This is a genomic window from Streptomyces sp. NPDC039423, assembly GCF_055598725.1.
The window spans coordinates 31221-51329 of record NZ_JBVKAH010000008.1 but is presented as its reverse complement, the minus strand read 5'-3'; the positions used below and the strand labels follow the sequence as shown (position 1 = coordinate 51329).

At 73.6% G+C, this 20109-nt stretch carries 17 protein-coding genes; 5 read left to right on the top strand and 12 right to left on the bottom strand.

The features are described from left to right. Positions 1-60: 60 nt before the first annotated feature. The 3 genes from ACZ7LK_RS24430 to ACZ7LK_RS24420 all read left to right on the top strand — a co-directional run bounded on the left by ACZ7LK_RS24430 (position 61) and on the right by ACZ7LK_RS24420 (position 4317). Complete coding sequence (locus ACZ7LK_RS24430) at positions 61-813, top strand: ABC transporter ATP-binding protein (protein ID WP_392275641.1); 753 nt, start codon at positions 61-63, stop codon at positions 811-813. Then, on the top strand, positions 810-3674 hold the full coding sequence (locus ACZ7LK_RS24425; RefSeq protein ID WP_392275642.1) for an FtsX-like permease family protein: 2865 nt from the start codon (positions 810-812) through the stop codon (positions 3672-3674). Before ACZ7LK_RS24430 ends, ACZ7LK_RS24425 begins: the two co-directional genes overlap by 4 nt. 97 nt (positions 3675-3771) lie before the next feature. Further along, positions 3772-4317 carry a bacterial proteasome activator family protein gene (locus ACZ7LK_RS24420; RefSeq protein ID WP_392275643.1) on the top strand — a complete coding sequence of 182 codons (546 nt, stop codon included), beginning with the start codon at positions 3772-3774 and terminating at the stop codon, positions 4315-4317. A gap of 118 nt (positions 4318-4435) precedes the next feature. Here the strand turns inward: ACZ7LK_RS24420 and ACZ7LK_RS24415 are convergent, their stop codons facing one another. The 7 genes from ACZ7LK_RS24415 to pdhA all read right to left on the bottom strand — a co-directional run bounded on the left by ACZ7LK_RS24415 (position 4436) and on the right by pdhA (position 12478). Continuing rightward, the gene (locus ACZ7LK_RS24415; RefSeq protein ID WP_471143306.1) at positions 4436-5422 is read right to left on the bottom strand and encodes an NAD(P)H-quinone oxidoreductase; all 987 of its coding nucleotides are present in this window, start codon (positions 5420-5422) and stop codon (positions 4436-4438) included. 10 nt (positions 5423-5432) lie between these two features. Continuing rightward, on the bottom strand, positions 5433-6515 hold the full coding sequence (locus ACZ7LK_RS24410; RefSeq protein WP_392275645.1) for a potassium channel family protein: 1083 nt from the start codon (positions 6513-6515) through the stop codon (positions 5433-5435). After that, the gene (locus tag ACZ7LK_RS24405; protein WP_471143302.1) at positions 6512-7867 is read right to left on the bottom strand and encodes a molybdopterin molybdotransferase MoeA; all 1356 of its coding nucleotides are present in this window, start codon (positions 7865-7867) and stop codon (positions 6512-6514) included. Before ACZ7LK_RS24405 ends, ACZ7LK_RS24410 begins: the two co-directional genes overlap by 4 nt. Then, on the bottom strand, positions 7864-8766 hold the full coding sequence (locus ACZ7LK_RS24400; RefSeq protein WP_471143300.1) for an NTP transferase domain-containing protein: 903 nt from the start codon (positions 8764-8766) through the stop codon (positions 7864-7866). Before ACZ7LK_RS24400 ends, ACZ7LK_RS24405 begins: the two co-directional genes overlap by 4 nt. A gap of 90 nt (positions 8767-8856) precedes the next feature. After that, entirely contained in the window at positions 8857-10320 is a 1464-nt protein-coding gene (locus tag ACZ7LK_RS24395) for a dihydrolipoamide acetyltransferase family protein (RefSeq protein ID WP_471143298.1), read from the bottom strand. Beyond that, entirely contained in the window at positions 10320-11345 is a 1026-nt protein-coding gene (locus ACZ7LK_RS24390; protein ID WP_392275648.1) for an alpha-ketoacid dehydrogenase subunit beta, read from the bottom strand. Before ACZ7LK_RS24390 ends, ACZ7LK_RS24395 begins: the two co-directional genes overlap by 1 nt. Further along, a complete protein-coding gene (gene pdhA, locus ACZ7LK_RS24385; protein WP_469463564.1) occupies positions 11345-12478 on the bottom strand; it encodes a pyruvate dehydrogenase (acetyl-transferring) E1 component subunit alpha in 1134 nt (377 codons plus the stop codon). The genes ACZ7LK_RS24390 and pdhA overlap by 1 nt, the downstream gene beginning before the upstream one ends. Before the next feature lie 197 nt (positions 12479-12675). Here pdhA and ACZ7LK_RS24380 point away from each other — a divergent pair, with 197 nt between their 5' ends. Further along, the gene (locus ACZ7LK_RS24380; RefSeq protein ID WP_392275709.1) at positions 12676-13188 is read left to right on the top strand and encodes an Lrp/AsnC family transcriptional regulator; all 513 of its coding nucleotides are present in this window, start codon (positions 12676-12678) and stop codon (positions 13186-13188) included. A gap of 59 nt (positions 13189-13247) precedes the next feature. On the opposite strand, the gene ACZ7LK_RS24375 is transcribed toward ACZ7LK_RS24380, so the two are convergent. Both ACZ7LK_RS24375 and ACZ7LK_RS24370 read right to left on the bottom strand, forming a co-directional pair. Continuing rightward, entirely contained in the window at positions 13248-13841 is a 594-nt protein-coding gene (locus ACZ7LK_RS24375) for a TetR/AcrR family transcriptional regulator (protein ID WP_469463563.1), read from the bottom strand. Further along, complete coding sequence (locus ACZ7LK_RS24370; RefSeq protein ID WP_471143295.1) at positions 13838-15388, bottom strand: 3-hydroxyacyl-CoA dehydrogenase; 1551 nt, start codon at positions 15386-15388, stop codon at positions 13838-13840. The genes ACZ7LK_RS24375 and ACZ7LK_RS24370 overlap by 4 nt, the downstream gene beginning before the upstream one ends. A gap of 123 nt (positions 15389-15511) precedes the next feature. Between ACZ7LK_RS24370 and paaN the strand changes: the two genes are divergently transcribed. Then, positions 15512-17206, top strand: coding sequence for a phenylacetic acid degradation protein PaaN (gene paaN, locus ACZ7LK_RS24365; protein ID WP_392275652.1), 1695 nt, complete (start codon positions 15512-15514; stop codon positions 17204-17206). 13 nt (positions 17207-17219) lie between these two features. On the opposite strand, the gene ACZ7LK_RS24360 is transcribed toward paaN, so the two are convergent. The 3 genes from ACZ7LK_RS24360 to ACZ7LK_RS24350 are packed head-to-tail and all read right to left on the bottom strand — an operon-like array spanning position 17220 to position 20109. Then, complete coding sequence (locus tag ACZ7LK_RS24360; protein WP_392275653.1) at positions 17220-17903, bottom strand: TrmH family RNA methyltransferase; 684 nt, start codon at positions 17901-17903, stop codon at positions 17220-17222. Continuing rightward, positions 17900-19195 carry an HTTM domain-containing protein gene (locus ACZ7LK_RS24355; protein ID WP_471143291.1) on the bottom strand — a complete coding sequence of 432 codons (1296 nt, stop codon included), beginning with the start codon at positions 19193-19195 and terminating at the stop codon, positions 17900-17902. The genes ACZ7LK_RS24360 and ACZ7LK_RS24355 overlap by 4 nt, the downstream gene beginning before the upstream one ends. After that, positions 19192-20109, bottom strand: coding sequence for a DUF5819 family protein (locus tag ACZ7LK_RS24350; protein ID WP_471143289.1), 918 nt, complete (start codon positions 20107-20109; stop codon positions 19192-19194). The genes ACZ7LK_RS24355 and ACZ7LK_RS24350 overlap by 4 nt, the downstream gene beginning before the upstream one ends.

Genomic DNA, 20109 nt, shown 5'->3' with positions numbered 1-20109 from the left:
CGCACATCCGCTCCGTACGCCCGTCTCCGTACGCGTACGCCCAAGGGGGGACCCCTCTCCATGTCAGAACGCTCTTCGCAACAGCCCCCGCAGCCCGTTCTGCAACTCCAGAACCTGACCCGCGTCCATGGGTCCGGAGCCACGGAGGTGCACGCCCTGCGCGGCATCGACCTCGCTGTCTTCCCCGGCGAACTGGTCGCCGTCATGGGCCCCTCGGGCTCCGGCAAGTCGACCCTGCTCACGATCGCGGGCGGGCTGGACACCCCCAGCTCCGGCCGGGTGATCGTGGAGAACACGGACATCACCGCCGCCGACCGCAAGACGCTCGCCGCCCTCCGCCGCCGCAGCATCGGGTACGTCTTCCAGGACTACAACCTCATCCCGGCGCTCACCGCCGCCGAGAACGTCGCCCTGCCCCGTGAACTGGACGGCACCTCCGCCCGCAAGGCGCGGCGCGAGGCGATCGCGGCACTGGAGGAGATGGACCTCGGCCACCTCGCCGACCGGTTCCCCGACGAGATGTCCGGTGGTCAGCAGCAGCGCGTGGCGATAGCGCGGGCGCTGGTCGGTGACCGGCGGCTGGTGCTGGCCGACGAGCCGACCGGCGCCCTGGACTCCGAGACGGGCGAGTCGGTGCTGGCGCTGCTGCGGGCGCGCTGCGACGCGGGCGCGGCGGGCGTGCTGGTCACCCACGAGCCCCGGTTCGCCGCCTGGGCCGACCGGGTGGTGTTCCTGCGGGACGGCGCGGTCGTCGACCAGACCATGCGCAGCGACGCCGACTCCCTGCTCACGGGGCAGGCGGCCGAGCGGTGAACAACTGGTTCCACTCGTGGCGCGCGGCGGTGCGCATCGCCCGCCGTGACGCCTGGCGCTACAAGGGCCGCAGCTTCCTCGTCCTGGCGATGATCGCCCTGCCCATCCTCGGCGTGAGCGCGGCCGATCTGACCGTCCGCAGCTCGGAGCTGTCCACCGAGGAGCAGCTTGCCCGGTCGATCGGTGCCGCCGACGCCCGGATCATCGACCCGCACTACGGCGGCGTGCCGATCCTCCAGCACCCGGTGCGCGAGGACTCGATGCCGGTGGGCGACTACGAGGACAAGCCGTGGCCCGACGGGGACACGGACGTCACCAAGGTCTTCCCCGCCGGTGCCACCGTGCTGGAGGACTCGGTCGGTGCGGGCAAGCTGCGCACCACCCACGGGCTGCTCCAGACAGAGATCCGCGAGCTCAAGGCGTCCGACCCGGTCGCCCGGGGCGTCATGTCCCTCCAGGCCGGACGGTTCCCGCAGAAGGCGGACGAGGTCGCCGCGACGACGCACTTCCTGGAGTCCAGCGGTCTGGGCATCGGCTCGACCGTCGCCGCCCGGGGTCTCGACCGCGAGTACCGGATCGTCGGCTCCTACGAACTCCCCGACGAGCTCGCCGGTGACCAGGTCAACGCCCTCCCGGGCGCCTTCCTCGACCCGCTCGGCAAGGCGCTGGAGGCGGCCGGGCTGCCCGGCACCGACAAGAGCACCAGCCATCTGCTGGCCCTCCCCCGTTCGGCGGGCGGCGACGGTTTCACGTGGAACATGGTCAAGGAGGCGAACGCCAAGGGCGTCATGGTGGTGTCGCGGGCCGTCGCCCTCGCCCCGCCGGCCGACTCCGACGTACCGCTGTTCCAGCAGGACGGCTGGGGCGACTACGGCGACAGTCCGGCCGCCGAGGCCGCCGCGCTCGCTGCCGCCGGAACCGTCGTCGGCCTCGCGATGCTGGAGATCTGTCTGCTGGCCGGTCCCGCCTTCGCCGTGGGCGCCCGCCGTTCGCGGCGCCAGCTCGGGCTGGTGGGGGCCAACGGTGGCGACCGCCGTCACATCCGGGCGATCGTCCTGGCCGGCGGCCTGGTGATCGGCGTCGCCGCGGCGGTCGTCGGCACGGTGCTCGGACTGGTCCTGACCTTCGCGCTCCAGCCGGTGCTGGAGGACTACATGGGCAAGCGCTTCGGCGCCTTCGACGTCCGGCCGCTGGAACTGCTCGGCATCGGGCTGCTCGCCGTGCTGACCGGACTGCTGGCCGCCGTCGTGCCCGCCGTCACCGCCTCTCGCCAGACGGTGCTCGCCTCGCTCACCGGCCGGCGTGGGGTGCGCCGCAGCAGCCGTGTGCTCCCGGTGGTCGGTCTGGTCGCCGCCCTGCTGGGCGCCGCGATCGCCCTGTACGGGTCCGTCGTCACGGACCAGTTCATCATCGTCGCGGGCGGCAGCGCCCTGGCCGAGCTGGGTGTCGTCGCGATGACGCCCGCCCTGGTGGGCCTGTTCGGGCGCGCCGGCCGCTGGCTGCCGCTGTCGCCGCGGCTCGCGCTGCGGGACGCGGTGCGCAACCGGGGCCGCACGGCTCCGGCCGTCGCCGCCGTGCTGGCCGCGGTCGCGGGCACGGTCGCCGTGGCCACGTACCAGGCGAGCGACGACGCCCAGCAGCGCGCGGCGTACGAGGCCCGGCTGCCGCACGGCGCGGTGTCCCTGACGATCGGCGAGGGTGGCGGCCGGGACGTCCCGGCCGTGCGCGACGCGGTGCAGAAGAACCTGCCCGTCGACGTCCGGGCCGACGTGGACCGGATCGTAGTGGGCAGGACCACCTGCGAGATGTACGGGAGCGGGGACGGCTGCGGCACGCACGAGGTCGTCATCCCCAAGGCCAACATGTGCCCCCTGTGGGTGCAGACGTCCGACGGTTCGGACCCGGCCGAGAAGTACACCAAGGCCGAACGCCGCAAGCTCGCCCAGGACTGGCGCTGCAAGGAAATGCCGAACACGGCCTACACCGAGAGCGGTCTGGTTGTCGCCGACGCCACGCTGCTGAAGGTGCTGGAGATCAAGGACCCGGCGGCCGCGAAGGCCCTGGCCGAGGGCAAGGCCGTGTCCTTCTCCCGCACCCTCGTCGACACCCGGGGCAAGCTGTCCGTCAAGCTGGTCACCGACCGGGCCAAGGCGGACGAGGCCCTGGCCCAGGGCAAGGAGGCACCGGGGGCGGTGAAGTCGTTCGACGCCTACCAGGTCGCCCCGGGGACCGAGGCGTACGGCCTGGCGGGCATCCTGCCGCCGGCCGCGGCCAAGGCGGCGGGCATCACGACGGTGCCGTTCGGCGCGTACTTCTCGACCGACCGGATGCCGAGCACGGAGCAGCGCCAGAAGCTCGACGAGGAGCTCGCCAAGACGGGCGCCAGTGTCGACCTCCATGTCGAGGAAGGGTTCGTCAGCAAGAACAGCATCGTGCTGCTGGCGCTGACCGTCTTCGCCGGCCTGATCACCATCGGTGCGGCCGGTATCGCCACCGGTCTCGCCCAGGCGGACGCCGAGGCCGATCTGAAGACCCTGGCCGCGGTGGGCGCGCCGCCGCGCGTGCGCCGGACGCTGAGCGGCTTCCAGTGCGGGGTGGTCGCCGTGATGGGTGTGCTGCTCGGATCGGCGGCGGGCGTGCTGCCGGCGGTCGGGCTGCGACTGACCGAGCGGCGCCAGCAGATGAGCTGGTACGAGACGGTACTGGACCGGGGCGGCCTGCTCGACGTCCCGCAGGTGCCGATCATCGTCCCCTGGGGGACGCTGGCCGCGCTGCTGGTCGCCGTCCCGGTGGGCGCCGCGCTCCTCGCGGCCCTGGTGACCCGTTCCCGTGGCGCGGTGGCCCGCCGCGCGGCCACGTAACGGCCCGAACGGGCGGTTGTGCCCCCGTACGAGGGTGGATCACCCGCGTACGGGGGCAGACCGTGTGATGACGCATCTGTGCGAGAGAATGGCTGGCATGGAGATGCCGAGGAATGAACGGTCGCACGAGAACCCTCACGTCCTGGTCGTAGGACAGGACGGGCTGGCACTCGGCGGCGGTGACGGTGACGACGAGTCGCGCGAGGTCCCGGTGACGGAGATGGTCGAACAGCCCGCCAAGGTCATGCGCATCGGCAGCATGATCAAGCAGCTTCTGGAGGAAGTCCGCGCGGCACCCCTCGACGAGGCCAGCCGGGTACGCCTGAAGGAGATTCACGCCAGCTCGGTGAAGGAGCTGGAGGACGGTCTGGCGCCGGAACTGGTGGAGGAACTCGAGCGGCTCTCCCTGCCCTTCACCGACGAGGCCATCCCCTCCGAGGCGGAACTGCGGATCGCGCAGGCGCAGTTGGTGGGCTGGCTGGAGGGGCTGTTCCACGGCATCCAGACGGCGCTGTTCGCCCAGCAGATGGCGGCCCGCGCCCAACTGGAGCAGATGCGGCGGGCGCTCCCCCCGGGCGCGCCGATCGATGATGACGACGACGGACGCGGCCACGGCGCCATCCGCTCCGGGCCGTACCTGTAGGGCGTGCGGCGGGACGGGGCCCGGGCGGGCCCGCACGTCCCCCGGCGGCTGACCGAGGCCCGGCGCACCTGGTGCGCCGGGCTTCGGCGTACGGCCGGGGGGTGGCCCGGCCCCGGTGTCAGGCGGCCGGGGTGGTCAGCAGGACCTTGCCGATGTGGGAGCTCTCCTCCAGGGTCCGGTGCGCCTGCGGGGCGTCCGGCATGGGGAAGGTGCGGTCCACCACGGGGCGGACCGTCCCCGCCCCGATCAGCGGCCAGACGTGCTCGCGTACGGCCGCGATGATCGCCGTCTTCTCGGCCGGCGGCCGCTTCCGCAAGGAGGTCGCGGTGACCGCCGCGCGCTTGTCCAGCAGGGCGCTCAGGTCCAGCTCGGCCTTCCGGCCGCCCTGGAGCCCGATCACCGCGAGCCGTCCGTTCACGGCGAGCGCCCGTACGTTCCGCTCCAGGTACTTGGCGCCCATGATGTCGAGGATGACGTCCGCGCCCACCCCGTCCGTCGCCTTGTGGAGCTCCTCGACGAAGTCCTGCTCGCGGTAGTCGATCAGGATGTCCGCGCCCAGCTCGGAGCAGCGCGCCAGCTTCTCCGGCCCGCCGGCCGTGACCGCGACCCGGGCGCCCACGGCCTTGGCGAGCTGGACGGCCATGGTGCCGATGCCGCTCGCGCCGCCGTGCACCAGCAGGGTCTCGCCCGGCCGCAGGTGGGCCACCATGAAGACGTTCGACCAGACGGTGGCGGTGACCTCGGGCAGGGCCGCGGCCGTCACCAGGTCCACGCCGTCCGGAACGGGCAGGAGCTGCCCGGCCGGGACGGCGACCTTCTCCGCGTAACCGCCTCCCGCGAGCAGCGCGCACACCTCGTCGCCGACGGCCCACCCGGTGACGCCGGGCCCGGTCGCCGCGATCCGGCCGGAGCACTCCAGGCCGGGGTACGGGGACGCACCGGGCGGCGGGTTGTAGAAGCCCTGCCGCTGGAGGAGGTCGGCGCGGTTGACGGCGCTCGCCGCCACCTCGACGAGGACCTCGCCCTCGCCGGGCACGGGATCGGGCACCTCTGCCCAGACGAGCGCCTCGGGACCACCTGGCTCGGGAATCGTGATCGCATGCATGGCCGCGAGGCTACTCCGGCGCCGTGCCGAGCGACGGCCCGCTGTTCGCCCGCACGATCGTGATCAGACGGTCCGTCAACTGGAGCGGGCTGGCGGCCGGATCGTCGTAGCCGAGCAGCCGGTGGCCGCGCAGCACGCTGATCACCAGGTCTTCCGTCTCGCGGACGTTCTTGCCCACCTCGGACTTTATGACCGGCCGTTCGATGAGGTCCAGGCCGCTGCCCTGCTGGATCAGGTCCTCCATCACCGTGCCCGCGCTGGGGCTCAGCACGGACAGGCCCAGCAGCCGGCCCGCCGCACTGGCGCTGGTGATCACGGCGTCCGCGCCGGACTGGCGCAGCAGGGGGGCGTTCTCCTCCTCCCGCACGGCCGCGACGATCTTCGCCCCGCGATTGAGCTGGCGTGCCGTCAGGGTGACCAGGACGGCGGTGTCGTCGCGCTGGGTGGCGATGACGATCTGCCGGGCGCGCTGCACTTCGGCCCGCAGCAGTACGTCGCTGCGGGTGGCGTCCCCGACCACGCCCGTGAACCCGTCCGCGTTCGCCGCCTCGACCACCTTGCTGCTCGGGTCGACGATGACGGTCTGGTCCTTCTTCAGACCGGTGGCGCACAGCGTCTGGAGCGCGGACCGGCCCTTGGTACCGAAGCCGATGATGACGGTGTGGTCACGCAAGGTGGACCTCCAGCGGTTGAGCCGCCACTCCTCACGGGTCCTTTGGGTGAGGACTTCGAGGGTGGTACCGACCAGGATGATCAGGAACAGCACGCGCAGCGGGGTCACCAGCAGCACGTTCACCAGGCGCGCGCTGTCGCTGTGGGGAACGATGTCGCCGTAGCCCGTCGTCGACAGGGTCACGGTCGCGTAGTAGACGGCGTCGAGGAAGCTGACGGTCCCGTCGGCGTTGTCGTGGTAGCCGCCGCGGTCGGCGTAGACGATGAGGACGGTCAGCAGGAGGACGCACAGCGCCATCAGCAGCCGTGCGCCGACCTGCCGGAGGGGCTTCTGAACGATCGGGTTCGGCAGCCGGATCTGGCCGCCGACGAGATGCTCGTCGGCCCGCCGGGCCATCGCGTCCTGGCCGGGCAGTTTCACGTGAAACACCCCTCGTTGCTCGTCGCCGCCCAGGGCAGGGCGAGGATGTCCAGCGGGTCTCCGGCCCGGGCGCCGCCGGGCGGGACGACCGCGAGTCCGTCCGCCGCCGCGATCCCCCGCAGCATGGCCGGGCCGTTGTAGTGCAGCGGTACGACCTGCGCGGCAGCGGGCCCGCCCGGCCGGCCGGTGCCGTGGCCGGGGGCGTCCGTCCGGCCGTGGCCGGGGGCGGAGGCGGGTGCGTGCCGGACCGGGACGAGCCGGGTGTCGTGCGGGTGGCCGTGCACCGCGTCCCGCACGACGGCCCGGTACGGGGTGGGGGCGCCGCGTCCGGCGAGCGTGCGCAACAGCGGCTCGGCGAGGGTGAGCAGTCCGGAGACGGCCGCGAGCGGGTTGCCGGGCAGGCCGACGAGGTACCTGACCGGGGTCAGCCGGGCCAGCAGCATCGGGTGCCCGGGGCGGACCTTCACCCCGTCGACCAGAAGTTCGGCGCCGGCCTTGCGGAGGACGGGGTGGACGTGGTCGACGGGGCCCGCGGCGGTGCCTCCGGTGGTGATCACCACGTCCGCCGTGGAACCGGTCACCGCCGCGTGGAGGTCGTCGGCGTCGTCGCCGACGCGCCGGGTCACGCCCACGTCCGCGCCGAGCGCGGTGAGCCAGGGCGCGAGCATGGGGCCGAGGGCGTCGCGGATGAGCCCGTCGTGCGGAAGGCCCGTGGTGAGGAGTTCGTCGCCCAGGACCAGGACGTCGACGCGGGGGCGTTCGACGGTGAGCAGGTCGTCGTACCCGGCGGCCGCGGCCAGCCCGACGACGGCGGGCGTGACGGTCGTCCCGGCGGGCAGCAGTTGGTCGCCGGAGCGGCACTCCTGGCCGCGCGGCCGGATGTCCTGCCCGTGCGTCACCTCGCGCCGGGCGTGCAGATGGCCGGCCGTGTCCGTGCGGGAGTGCTCCCTGCGGACCACCGCGGTGGCGCCGGGCGGGACGCGGGCGCCGGTGGCGATGCGTACCGCCTCGCCGTCGGGGAGCGGGGAGGCCGGGGCGTGGCCCGCCAGGACGGAGTCGCCCTCCCGGACGCGCCAGGGGCCGGGGCCGGCGACGGCCCACCCGTCCATGGCGGAGGTGTCGAACGACGGCAGGTCGGTGAGGGCGGCCAGGGGCTGGGCGAGCACACCGCCCAGTGCCTGCCCGAGGGCCACCCGCCGTGTCGGAGCGGGGCGCGCGGCGCCCAGCCGGGCGGCGAGGGACCGGGCGTCGGCCCAGGGGGTGGCGCGGTGCCGCTCCTGTTCCGGGGCCCGGGGCGCGGGTCCGACCAGGGCGAGCGCTTCGTCGACGCCGTCGACCTCCGGGTCGGTCATCCCGCGCCTGTCCCGCTGCCGGTGCCGGGACCGGTCGCCTCACCGGCGCCGCCGGCGGTCTCGCCGGCCCAGCGGTCGGCGAGGGCGGACGCCTTGCGGGCGGCGTCGGCCACGGCCCGGGAGACGGCCTCGGGGCCGCTCGCCGCGGCCCGCGCGGCCGCGTAGCCGACCAGGAAGGTGGTGAGCGGTGCGGCGGGCCGGGCGACGCCGTGCGCGGCGTCACGGGCCAGGTCGAGCAGGACGCCGGTGTCGACGTCCAGTTCGATGCCGAGCTCGTCCTTGACTGCGGTGATCCATTCGTCCAGCACGTTCCCATGCTCCCTGATCGTGGCCCGGGCGGTGGCGATGTCTTCCCAGGTGTCGCAGTCGAAAGAGGCGAGGGGTCCGGCGGGGATCCAGAGGAGGTCCAGTTCCTGGACGAGCAGCCGCAGCGGCAGGCCGGTCAGATTGCCGTGCTCGGCGGCGAGGAGGGCGAGTTCGCGGCGCAACGGCTCCGTGCGGTAGGCGGCGACGAGCGGCTGGTCGCGGCCGTCCGGGTCCACCGACAGCACGCCCTCGGCGGTGCCGCCGTCGAGCGCGGCGGCGAGCGTGCGCACCCCGCCGTCCCGGAGGAACGGCAGGTCGCCGCTGAGGACGACCACGGTCTCGGCCTCCACGCGCCGCAGCCCGGCCGCCAGCGCGGCCAGCGGGCCGCTGCCGGGCGGCTCCTCGCGGGCCCACACCACCGGGCGCACGGTGGGCCGCCGGCCGCCCACGACCACGGTGCGTCCGGCCTCGCGGCAGGCCGACAGCACCCGGTCGAGCAGGGGCCGTCCGCCGACGCTCACGCCGGGCTTGTCCACGCCGCCGAGCCGCCTGGCGGCGCCCCCGGCGAGCACGACGACGTCAAATGGGGTCACGGCACCAGTATCCCCAGGCGGTGGCCGCCGTCCGCCGCCGGGGCGGCCCGGGGCCGGGGGCTCAGGCCCCCGGCCCGGACCGATGGGCCGTCAGAGCGTCCGCAGCAGCACCGCCGGCTGCTCCACGCAGTCCGCCACGTAGCGGAGGAAGCCGCCCGCCGTCCCTCCGTCGCACACCCGGTGGTCGAAGGTCAGCGAGAGCTGGACGACCTGCCGGACGGCCAGTTCGCCGTTGTGCACCCACGGCTTGGGAATGATCCGGCCGACGCCCAGCATCGCCGCCTCGGGGTGGTTGATGATCGGCGTCGAGCCGTCGACCCCGAACACGCCGTAGTTGTTCAGCGTGAACGTCCCGCCGGTCAGGTCGGCGGGCGTCAGCGTGCCCGCCCTGGCCGCCTCCGTCAGGCGGGCGAACTCCGCCGTGAGGGACTCCGCCGTGCGGCCGTGGGCGTCCCGGACGACCGGCACGACCAGGCCGCGGTCGGTCTGCGCGGCGAAGCCCAGGTGCACCTCGGGCAGGCGCACGATCTCCCGCGCGGCCATGTCCACCCGGGAGTTGAGCTCGGGGTGACGGGCGAGCGCGGCGGTGCAGATGCGGGCGAGGAGGGCCAGCAGGGAGACCTTGGGGCCCCCGGCCGCGTTCATCGCGGCCCGTGCGGCCATCAGCTCGGTCGCGTCCGCGTCCACCCAGCACGTGGCGTCGGGGATCTCGTTCCGGCTGCGGGTCAGCTTGTCGGCGACCGAGCCGCGCACGCCGCGCAACGGGATCCGCTCACCGGCGCCGGCACCGGTCCGCGCCGCCACCGGTGCGGGGACGGCCGCGGGCGCGGGCACGGGCGCGGCGGCGGCCTCGGTGACCGCCCGCTCCACGTCGGCGCGCAGGATCAGCCCCTCGGGTCCCGACCCGCGCAACTGCCGCAGGTCGACGCCCTTCTCCCGGGCCAGCTTCCGCACGAGCGGTGAGATCACCGGGACCGGGCCGTCGGCGGCCGCGGGGCTCACGGGTGCGGGCGCCGCCGCCGGTGCCGTGAGGACCGCCCGCGCGGGCGCGGCGGGGGCCGGAGCGACGGGGGCCGTCTCCCTGCGCACCCGTCGCCTGCGGGCCGCGGGGGCGGCCGTGCCGTACCCCACGAGCACGTTCCCGGAGCCCTCGGCGGAGGCACCGGAAGCACCGGAGGACGCCGCTCCGGACGCCGCCGGCGAACCCGAGCCACCCGTTGCACCCGAGGCAGCGGAGCTGTCCGGGGACGCGGACGCGGAGGCGCCGGCGACCCCGGACGCGCCCGGGGAGCCGTCCGGCGCGGACGTCGCGCCCACCGCCACGGTCAGCAGGGGGGCGCCGACGGGCAGCTCCGTGCCCTCCTCGCCGTACCGCGCGGTGACCACGCCCCCGTAGGGGCACGGCACCTCGACCATGGCCTTGGCCGTCTCGACCTCGACCACCGGCTGGTCGATGGCGACGACGTCCCCGACGTCCACCAGCCAGCGCACGATCTCCGCCTCGGTCAGGCCTTCGCCGAGGTCCGGCAGCTTGAACTCCAGCACCTGGGCCATCAGCTCTGTGCCTCCCACTGCAGTCGCGCCACGGCGTCCAGGATCCGGTCCACGCCCGGCAGGTGGTGCCGCTCCAGCATCGGCGGCGGGTAGGGGATGTCGAAGCCGGCCACCCGCAGCACGGGCGCCTCCAGGTGGTGGAAGCACCGCTCGCCGACACGGGCGGCGATCTCCCCGCCCGGCCCGCCGAAGCCGGACGACTCGTGGACCACGATCGCCCGCCCGGTGCGCCGCACCGACGCGCAGACCGTCTCGTCGTCGAAGGGCACCAGCGACCGGAGGTCGACGACCTCCAGGTCCCAGCCCTCCGCCTGCGCGGCCTCGGCGGCCTCCAGGCAGACGGGCAGGGACGGCCCGTACGTGATGAGGGTGGCGCTGCGGCCGGTCCTGCGCACCACCGCCCGCCCTATCGGCTCGACCGGGTCGGGTGCTTCGGGCGACCACTGGGCCTTCGACCAGTACAGCCGCTTCGGCTCCAGGAAGACGACCGGGTCGTCGGAGGCGATGGCCGCCCGCAGCAGCCCGTAGGCGTCGGCGACCGTCGCGGGCGTGACGACATGGAGCCCCGGAGTCGCCATGTAGTACGCCTCGGACGAGTCGCTGTGGTGCTCGACGCCGCCGATCCCGCCGCCGTACGGCACACGCACCACGATGGGGAGCGGCATCGCGCCCCGGGTGCGGTTGCGCATCTTGGCGACATGGCTGAGGAGCTGCTCGAACGCGGGGTAGGCGAAGGCGTCGAACTGCATCTCGACGACCGGCCGCAGCCCGTACATCGCCATGCCGACGGCCGTGCCGAGGATGCCCGCCTCGGCGAGGGGCGTGTCCGTGCAGCGGTCCTCGCCGAACTCCTTGGCGAGCCCGTCGGTCACCCGGAAGACGCCGCCGAGCGTGCCGACGTCCTCTCCCATGACGTGGACCGTCGGGTCCTCTGCCATGGCGTCGCGCATGGCGCGCTGGAGGGCCTGCGCCATGGTGGCGGGCTTGGCCGCGGGCTTGGTCACCGCGTTGGCCACGGTCGTCATCAGGCATCACCCTCGGCGTCGAGCTCGGCACGCAGCTGGGCGGCCTGCTCGCGCAGTTGTGCGGTCTGCTCGGCGTAGACGTGCGCGAACAGGTCCATCGGGTCGAGTTCGGCGTCCGCGTTCATCCGCTCCCGCAGCCGCGCGGCCATCGTCTCGGCGTCCTCGGCCGCCTGCCGCACACCCTCCTCGTCGAGGAGGCCGCGCTCGGTCAGCTCGCGCTCCAGCAGCCGGATCGGGTCGTGGGCCCGCCAGGCCTCCACCTCGCCGTCGCCCCGGTACCGGGTGGCGTCGTCGGCGTTGGTGTGGGCGTCGATGCGGTAGGTCACGGCTTCGACGAGCGTGGGACCGCCGCCGCGCCGGGCCTTGGCGACCGCCTCGGAAAGCACCTGGTGCACGGCCGCCGCGTCATTGCCGTCGACCAGCCGGCCCGGCATGCCGTACCCCACGGCCTTGTGGGCCAGGGAGGGTGCGGCGGTCTGCTTGGCGAGCGGCACGGAGATCGCGAAGCCGTTGTTCTGCACGAGGAAGACCACCGGGGCCTGCCACACGGCCGCGAAGTTCAGCGCCTCGTGGAAGTCGCCCTCGCTGGTGCCGCCGTCGCCGACCAGGGCCAGGGCCACCACGTCGTCGCCCTTGAGACGGGCCGCGTGCGCCAGGCCCACCGCGTGCGGCAGCTGGGTGGCGAGCGGGGTGCTCAGCGGCGCGATCCGGTGCTCGTGCGGGTCGTAGCCGGTGTGCCAGTCGCCACGGAGCAGGGTGAGGGCCTGGACGGGGTCGAGGCCCCGCGCCACGGCGGCGAGGGTGTCCCGGTACGACGGGAAGAGCCAGTCCCGGTCCTCCAGCACCAGGGCGGCGGCGACCTCGCACGCCTCCTGGCCGGTGCTCGACGGGTAGACCGCCAGCCTGCCCTGCTTGGTGAGGGCCGTCGCCTGCGTGTTGTACCGGCGGCCGCGCACCAGCTCGGCGTACAGCCGGCGCAGCAGCTCGGGCGGGAAGCCGGCCGCGCCGTCCGTGCCCAGCACCCGGTACGGCTCGGGGTCCGGGAGCAGCGGTGCGGGGTCGGTACGCGGCTTCCACGCCGGCGGCGGGGTGGGCCGGTAGGGGGCGGCACCGGGCAGCTCTTGGACCGTCATGACAGCACCTCCTCATGGGAGCGGGCATAAGACCCGAAGGGCGGCGCGACTGTGACGCGCCTCACCTACCGATTGTTCGGTCGTGGCGGCATTTTGGCTACAGGCGCCTTCGGTCTGTGGACAAACGGTTCTCCACAGCCTGGGATAGAGACAGGTCGTCCATGGAGGAGAGGCGGGGGGACGTGGGAGCTGAACAAATGGCCGACGGCAGGGAGCAGGGGCAGCCGGCCGGTGAACACCAGGTGGCGCCGCGGCCGCTCGACGCGATCGACCGCGACATCCTCCGCATCCTCCAGACGGACGGCCGCGCCTCGATACGCTCCGTGGCCGATCGCGTCCATGTGTCACGCGCCAACGCGTACGCGCGGATCAACCGGCTCATCGAGGATGGGGTGATCCGGGGTTTCAGCGCCCGCGTGAACCACGAGCGGGCGGGTCAGGGCGCCTCCGCGTACATCACGCTCAAGATCGTCCAGAATTCCTGGCGCACGGTCCGCGAGCAGCTCCAGGCGCTGCCGGGGGCGGCGCATATCGCCCTGGTGAGCGGGGACTTCGACGTGCTGCTGCTGGTGCACACGCCGGACAACCGCACGCTGCGGGAGCTGGTGCTGACCAAGCTCCAGGCGATTCCGGAGGTGCTGTCCACACGCACGCTGCTGGTCTTCGAGGAGACCGACCTCAACCGGCGGGCCCTGACCGACGAGGTCTGAACCGGGCGGGGCCGGTGCGTTCCCCGCGCCCCGGCCCCCGCCCGGCCGGTACCGGGCGGTCAGCGGCTGGTGCGCAGCCCGTCGAAGGCCAGGTGGACCACGGTGTCCACGACCTGCCGGCGCTCGGCCTCGCCCCCCGGCTGGGGCCGGTACCACTCCACCAGGGAGTTGACCATGCCGAAGAGCAGCCGGGTGGCCAGCCGTATGTCCACGTCCGCGCGCAGGTCGCCGTCGGCGGCGGCCGCCTTGAGCAGGTCGGCGACCCGGTGGTCGAACTCGCGGCGGCGCTCCAGGGCCCACCGCTCGGTCTTGGTGTTGCCCCGTACGCGCAGCAGCAGCGTCACGTACGGCAGCTCGTCCATCAGGACCTCGACGGTGCGCCGGGTGACGTACTCGACCTGCTCGATGGCCCGTCCGCCGGTGGCGCCCGGCTCGTCGAGGACCGCGAAGAGGCCGTCGAGCGCCCGGCTGACGGCCCGGCGCAGCAGCTCCTCCTTGCCCGCCACATGGTGGTAGATCGAGGACTTGGAGATGCCGGCCGCCTTGGAGAGGTGCTCCATGGAGGTGCCGTCGTAGCCGCGCTCGTTGAAGACCTGGACGGCGACGGAGAGCAGGGTCTCGGGGGTGTAGGTGTCCCGCTTGGCGGTGGTCATCGGCTGTCCCGGTCCTTCGTCATGGCCCGCGCGTCCCGCACGGCGCGCTCCTCGTACTGGCGGCGCATGACGCCGAGGCAGGGTGCGTAGCGGCCGGCCGGGTAACGCGTGTGGAGGGCGTCGAGCAGATCGGCGATCTTCTCGTAGCCGAGCAGGGCCGCCCACTCGAAGGGCCCGAAGGGGTAGTTCACGCCGAGGCGCATGGCGGTGTCGATGTCCTCGGCCGAGGCGACGCCGCGGTCGGCGGCGTCCACGGCGAGGTCGACCAGCATCGCGACGGTACGGGCGACGATCATGCCCGGGACGTCGCCGATCACGGTGACGTCCTTGCCGAGGGCCTGGAAGAGGCCGACGGCCTCCTGGAGGGTCTCGGGCGAGGTGGTCGGGGCGGTGGCGAGAGCGATCCGGGTGGCGGTCGTGTAGTCGTGGGCGAGGTCGAAGTAGATGATCTCCTCGCCCTCGTACTCGAAGACCGCTTCGCCGTCCGCGAGGGTGAGGTGACCGCCGCCCGGCAGGAGGATGTGGTTGCCGCGCTTGTGGCGCCGGACCTTGATGCCCGCTTCCTCGATCATGCCGACGAGCGGCTCGGCGTGGCCGAGGGTGCCGTGGACGCCGACTTTCACGGGCGCGGGGGCGGGGGCCTCGGTCCGGGGTGCGGGCCGCTCGGCGCCGTCGGCGTACGCGTACCAGCCCCGGCCCGTCTTGCGGCCCAGGCGCCCCGACTCGACCAGGCGCCGCTGCGCGAGCGAGGGGGTGAACTTCGGGTCCTGGTGGAAAGCGTCCCAGACGGACCGGGTAACGGCCTCGTTGACGTCCTGTCCGATCAGGTCGGTCAGCTCGAACGGGCCCATCCGGAAACCGCCGCACTCGCGCAGGACGGCGTCGATGGTGGCGGGGTCGGCGGCCCGCTCCTCGTACAGGCGCAGCGCCTCGGCGTAGAAGGGGCGGGCGATGCGGTTGACGATGAAGCCGGGGGTGTCGGCGCAGCGCACCGGTGTCTTCCCCCACTCGGCGGCGGTGGCGTACGCGCGCGTGGCGGCCCCTTCGTCGGTGGCGAAGCCGCTGACGACCTCGACGAGCGGGAGGAGCGGCGCGGGGTTGAAGAAGTGGAGGCCGACGAACCGGCCGGGTTCGCGCAGCGGCCCGGCGATGGCGGTGACGGACAGGGAGGAGGTGTTGGTGGCGAGCAGGCAGTCGTCGGCGACGATCTTCTCCAGCTCGGTGAACAGCTCCTGCTTGACGGAGAGCCGTTCCACGACCGCCTCGATCACCAGAGCGGCGTCGGCGAGGTCGGCGAGGCTCTCGGCCGGGTGGAGGCGGCCGGCCGCCGCGTCCCGCTCCCCGGGCGACATCCGGCCCTTCTCGACGAGCCGGCCGAGCCGTGCGGTGATCGCCTCGGCGGCCTCGTGGGCACGGCCGGGCACGGTGTCGTGGAGGCGTACCGGGTGGCCCGCGACCAGCGCGACCTGTGCGATCCCCTGCCCCATCGTGCCGGTGCCCACGACGGCGACGGTACGGCTCCGCTCGATGGCCATGTTGTCGGTCATGACAGTGATCCTCCCCGATGAGTCGTCCACAGGTTCGGGAGGCCCCCTTGTCCCGACCGATCGTTCGGTTACTCTAGCCCTGTCCGCCTGTCCCTGCCCAGCTCGACGAGGAGTTGGTCCGCCATGGCCGCCGCTCAGCTCACCACCGACCACCTGACCGAGAGGCACCGCTCCACGCTGGAACAGGCCCTCGAAGCCATCCGCACGCGGGCCTACTGGTCCCCGCACCCCGAGCACCCGAAGGCGTACGGGGAGAACGGCTCGCTGAGCGCGTCCGACGGCCTCGAAGCCCACAAGTCCACCCTCGGCGCCCGCTTCGACCTGGACCAGCCGGGTACGGACGGCTGGACCGGCGGCGAGGTCTCGCCGTACGGCCCGGAGCTGGGCGTCGAGTACCCGCACGCCGACGTGGACGTCCTGCTGCCCGCCATGCGCGCGGGCATGGGCGCCTGGCGGGACGCCGGTCCCGAGACCCGCGCCCTGGTCTGCCTGGAAATCCTGGCCCGCATCAGCGCGCGGACCCACGAGTTCGCGCACGCGGTGATGCACACCAGCGGTCAGGCGTTCATGATGGCGTTCCAGGCGGGCGGGCCGCACGCGCAGGACCGCGGCCTGGAGGCGGTGGCGTACGCGTACGCGGAGCAGGTCCGCACCCCGGTGACGGCCGACTGGTCCAAGCCGCAGGGCAAGCGGGACCCGCTGGAGCTGCGCAAGGCGTTCACGGCGGTGCCGCGCGGCATCTCGCTGCTGATCGGCTGCAACACCTTCCCGACGTGGAACGGCTACCCGGGTCTGTTCGCCTCGCTGGCCACCGGCAACCCGGTCCTGGTCAAGCCGCACCCCCGCGCGGTGCTCCCGCTGGCGCTGACGGTCCGGGTGGCGCGTGAGGTGCTGGCCGAGGCCGGCTTCGACCCGAACCTGGTCGCGCTGGCCGTCGAGCGGCCCGGCGAGGGCATCGCCAAGGACCTGGCCGTCCGCCCGGAGATCCGGATCATCGACTACACGGGCTCCACGTCCTTCGGCGACTGGCTGGAGGCCAACGCCCGGCAGGCGCAGGTGTACACCGAGAAGGCAGGCGTGAACACGGTCGTCGTGGACTCGACCGACGACTACAAGGGCATGCTGTCCAACCTGGCCTTCTCGCTGTCCCTGTACAGCGGCCAGATGTGCACCACCCCGCAGAACCTGCTGATCCCCCGCGACGGCATCGCCACGGACGCCGGCCCCAAGTCGTACGACGAGGTGGTCGCCGACCTCGCGGCCGCGGTGGACGGACTGCTCGGCGACGACGCCCGGGCCAACGCCCTGCTGGGCGCGATCGTCAACCCGGACGTGAAGGCCCGGCTGGAAGCGGCCGCCGGGCTCGGTGAGGTAGCGCTGGCCTCGCGGGAGGTCGCCAACCCCGACTTCCCCGATGCCGTCGTCCGGACGCCCGTGCTGCTCAAGCTGGACGGCTCCAAGCCGGACGCGGAGGCGGCGTACATGTCCGAGTGCTTCGGCCCGGTCGCCTTCGCCGTATCGGTCGAGTCGGCCACCGACGCCCTGGAGCTGCTGCGGCGCACGGTGCGCGAGAAGGGCGCGATGACGGTCGGCGCGTACACGACCTCGCCGGACGTGGAGCGCGCGGTCGAGGAGGTCTGCCTGGAGGAGTCGGCCCAGCTCTCGCTGAACCTCACGGGCGGGGTGTACGTCAACCAGACCGCGGCGTTCTCCGACTTCCACGGCTCGGGCGGCAACCCGGCGGCCAACGCCGCCCTGTGCGACAGCGCCTTCGTGGCCAACCGCTTCCGGGTGGTCGAGGTGCGCCGCCCCGCGTAGCGGCGGCCCGGGGTCAGGCCCCTGCCGGTGCTCCTCCCGGGCCCGTGTCCCGGGAGGAGATCTCCGCGTACCGCTGCACCCAGGCGTGCATGGCGATCGCCGCGGCCGCGCCCGCGTTGATGGAGCGGGTGGAGCCGAACTGGGCGATCGAGCAGACCATCGTCGCGTGCGCGCGGGCCTCCTCCGTGAGGCCCGGCCCTTCCTGCCCGAACAGCAGGACGCAGCGGCGCGGCAGCTCCGTGCGCTCCAGCGGCACGGCGCCGGGGAGGTTGTCGATCCCGATGATCGGCAGCCCCTCGGCCGCCGCCCAGGCGGTCAGCGACTCGGTGTCCGGGTGGTGGCGCACGTGCTGGTAGCGGTCGGTGACCATGGCGCCGCGCCGGTTCCAGCGCCGCCGGCCGACGATGTGGACCTGGTTCGCCAGAAAGGCGTTGGCGGTCCGGACGACGGACCCGATGTTGAAGTCGTGGCCCCAGTTCTCCACGGCCACGTGGAAGTCATGGCGGCGGGTGTCCAGGTCGGCGACGATCGCCTCCCGCCGCCAGTACCGGTAGCGGTCGACGACGTTCCGCCGGTCGCCGTCGGCGAGCAGCTCGGGGTCGTACCGCTCGTCCTCCGGCCAGGGCCGGGGGTGCGGGCCGACGCCGACCTCGGTGCCGTAGCCGTCGTCGTACTGGAGTGGGGTCTCGCTGCTCACCCCACGAGGGTACGGGGGGCGTCCTCCTCGATGCCGGGCCGCTGCCGCGACGGCTCCCGCCCGGCGCGCGACAGCAGCCGGTCCCGGCCGCGCCGGACACCGGCGCCCAGCCGGAGCAGGAACACCGTGGGCAGGAAGACGGCATCGGCGGCGATCATGGCGAGGGAGAAGAACGGCAGCCCGAGCAGCAGCGCGATGCCCGCGTGCTCCAGCATCATCGCCACCAGCAGGACGTTCTTGACCTTCCGGTTGAACAGCGTGAAGGGGAAGGCGACCTGCACGATCACCGTGCCGTAGGTGAGGACCATGACCATCACGCCACTGGCGGCGAACAGGTCGGACAGGAACGGCCAGGGGGTGAAGTAGTCCAGCTTGAGCGGGTAGTACAGCGCGGTGCCGTCCTGCCAGCGCGATCCCTGGATCTTGTACCAGCCGGCCGTGGCGTAGATCAGGCACACCTCGGCCATGATCACGCCCAGGGTGGCGTTGTGGACGAGGTTGGCGATGACGTCGGCCAGGAGGCGGGGCTCGCCCGGGGCGTACCGGCACACCAGCCACCACACCCCCTGCGCGGCCCACAGCAGCCACAGCAGCACCAGGAGCCATGGCTCACCGGTGCGGTCGAGGAACAGCGTCGTCGCCACCAGCCCCAGGGCGAGGGCCCCCCAGAGGACCGGACCCAGCGGGTCGCGCCCGGCCCCGGGGCGGGCGGCACGGCGCGCGTCGAGGGACCAGACCCGGCCGCACCGGGTCAGGACGAGGTAGATCGCCATCAGGTGGATGACGTTGTCCCCGCCGTCGCCCATGAAGATCGAGCGGTTCTGGAGCGACAGCACGCCCACCATGAACAGCACCGACATGGTGCGGGTGCGCCAGCCGACCAGCAGCAGGACGCCGGACAGGACCGCGAGCGCGTACACGGTCTCGAACCAGAGCGGGCTGTCCGACCACATCAGGACCGTGAACGCGTGGTTGTTGGCGATGAGCTGCTGGCCCATGTCCCACGACCAGGGGCCGTCCGGCCCGTACAGCTCGTGGCGGCGGGGGAACTCGCACAGCAGGAACAGCAGCCACGCGGCGGAGAAGCCGATGCGCACGACGGCGGCCTGGTACGGGCCGAGGGCGGTCCCGGTGACGCGCCGCACGGCGCGGGCGAGCCGGCGGTCCACCGGCTCGGCGCCCGGGGGCCGCGTCCGGTGCGCCCGGGCGCCGGACGGCGGGGTGCCGGGGGCGGGGGCCGGGGCGGGGGTGCCGGCCGACGGGGTGGGCGTGGGGGCGCTGCTCCGGTTCACTTCTCCGCCTCCGTACGGCCGCCGCTGATGCCACCGGGCAGGTCCGCCGCGGTCACGGTCCACCAGGGCAGCACCCGGTAGTAGGTCCGGGTGTCGGCCTTCTCGTCGCTCCACACCGGAGCCTCGACGCCCTTCGTGGCGGAGCGCATCTGTATCCGCTCGATCCTGCCGCCCAGGTGGTGGGCCTCGAGCCGCAGCATGGCGATGCGCCGGACGTAGCGCTCGGAGAGCTGCCCGCGCATGCCGTGGGGGCGGTTGTCGTCGGTGTGCGAGTTCACGTAGAAGTCCCAGCCCCGGCGGAGCTCGTTCTGGTTCACATGGCTGGGCAGGAGGTTGCCCCGGATGGCCTCGCCGTCGTCGGCGGAGAGGTCGATCCAGCCGGTGGTCCGCCGGTCCCCGTCGCCCTCCACCACCTCGGCCCGGACGTGGACGGCGATGTTCTGCTGGAGCGGATTGGGGGCGAAGAGCTTCCAGTTCTGCTCGAACTCGGGGAAGACCCAGTCGTCCACGGCCTCACCGTGCTGCTTGGTGAGCGTGTTCGACGGCGCCACGTGCAGGAACGTCATGGCCAGGTGGAGGCAGGCGAACATCCCGATGACGGCGAGCGAGACGGCCGCCACGACCTGGTACGGCAACGACAGCGCCGCCGCGCCGGCGGGGGCCGCTCCGTCCGCCGCCCCGTCGTCCGGGGCGCCGGGCGGCGCCGGGACCCGGGGGGTCGCCCGGTCGGCGCAGTCGGCGGCCGTGGATGCGGTGGGGCGCCCCGGGGCCGGGACGGAGCCTTCCTCGGGGCGGGATTCCGGGCCGGTGGCCGGCGCCGGTGTGCTGCCGGCCGGCGGGGGCACCGGGGCGGGGCCTTCCGGGCCGGTGGCGCGCCGGCCGAGGGCACCGGCCTCCTTGTCGTACGAGTCCAT

Bases quoted from the DNA above. Each gene is read 5' to 3' on its own strand.
- ACZ7LK_RS24430 (WP_392275641.1), top strand. From the start codon at position 61: ATGTCAGAACGCTCTTCGCAACAGCCCCCGCAGCCCGTTCTGCAACTC.
- pdhA (WP_469463564.1), bottom strand. From the start codon at position 12,478: ATGACGGTCCAAGAGCTGCCCGGTGCCGCCCCCTACCGGCCCACCCCG.
- ACZ7LK_RS24395 (WP_471143298.1), bottom strand. From the start codon at position 10,320: ATGGCCCAGGTGCTGGAGTTCAAGCTGCCGGACCTCGGCGAAGGCCTG.
- paaN (WP_392275652.1), top strand. From the start codon at position 15,512: ATGGCCGCCGCTCAGCTCACCACCGACCACCTGACCGAGAGGCACCGC.
- ACZ7LK_RS24370 (WP_471143295.1), bottom strand. From the start codon at position 15,388: ATGACCGACAACATGGCCATCGAGCGGAGCCGTACCGTCGCCGTCGTG.
- ACZ7LK_RS24380 (WP_392275709.1), top strand. From the start codon at position 12,676: ATGGCCGACGGCAGGGAGCAGGGGCAGCCGGCCGGTGAACACCAGGTG.
- ACZ7LK_RS24415 (WP_471143306.1), bottom strand. From the start codon at position 5,422: ATGCATGCGATCACGATTCCCGAGCCAGGTGGTCCCGAGGCGCTCGTC.
- ACZ7LK_RS24420 (WP_392275643.1), top strand. From the start codon at position 3,772: ATGGAGATGCCGAGGAATGAACGGTCGCACGAGAACCCTCACGTCCTG.
- ACZ7LK_RS24405 (WP_471143302.1), bottom strand. From the start codon at position 7,867: ATGACCGACCCGGAGGTCGACGGCGTCGACGAAGCGCTCGCCCTGGTC.
- ACZ7LK_RS24390 (WP_392275648.1), bottom strand. From the start codon at position 11,345: ATGACGACCGTGGCCAACGCGGTGACCAAGCCCGCGGCCAAGCCCGCC.
- ACZ7LK_RS24375 (WP_469463563.1), bottom strand. From the start codon at position 13,841: ATGACCACCGCCAAGCGGGACACCTACACCCCCGAGACCCTGCTCTCC.
- ACZ7LK_RS24350 (WP_471143289.1), bottom strand. From the start codon at position 20,109: ATGGACTCGTACGACAAGGAGGCCGGTGCCCTCGGCCGGCGCGCCACC.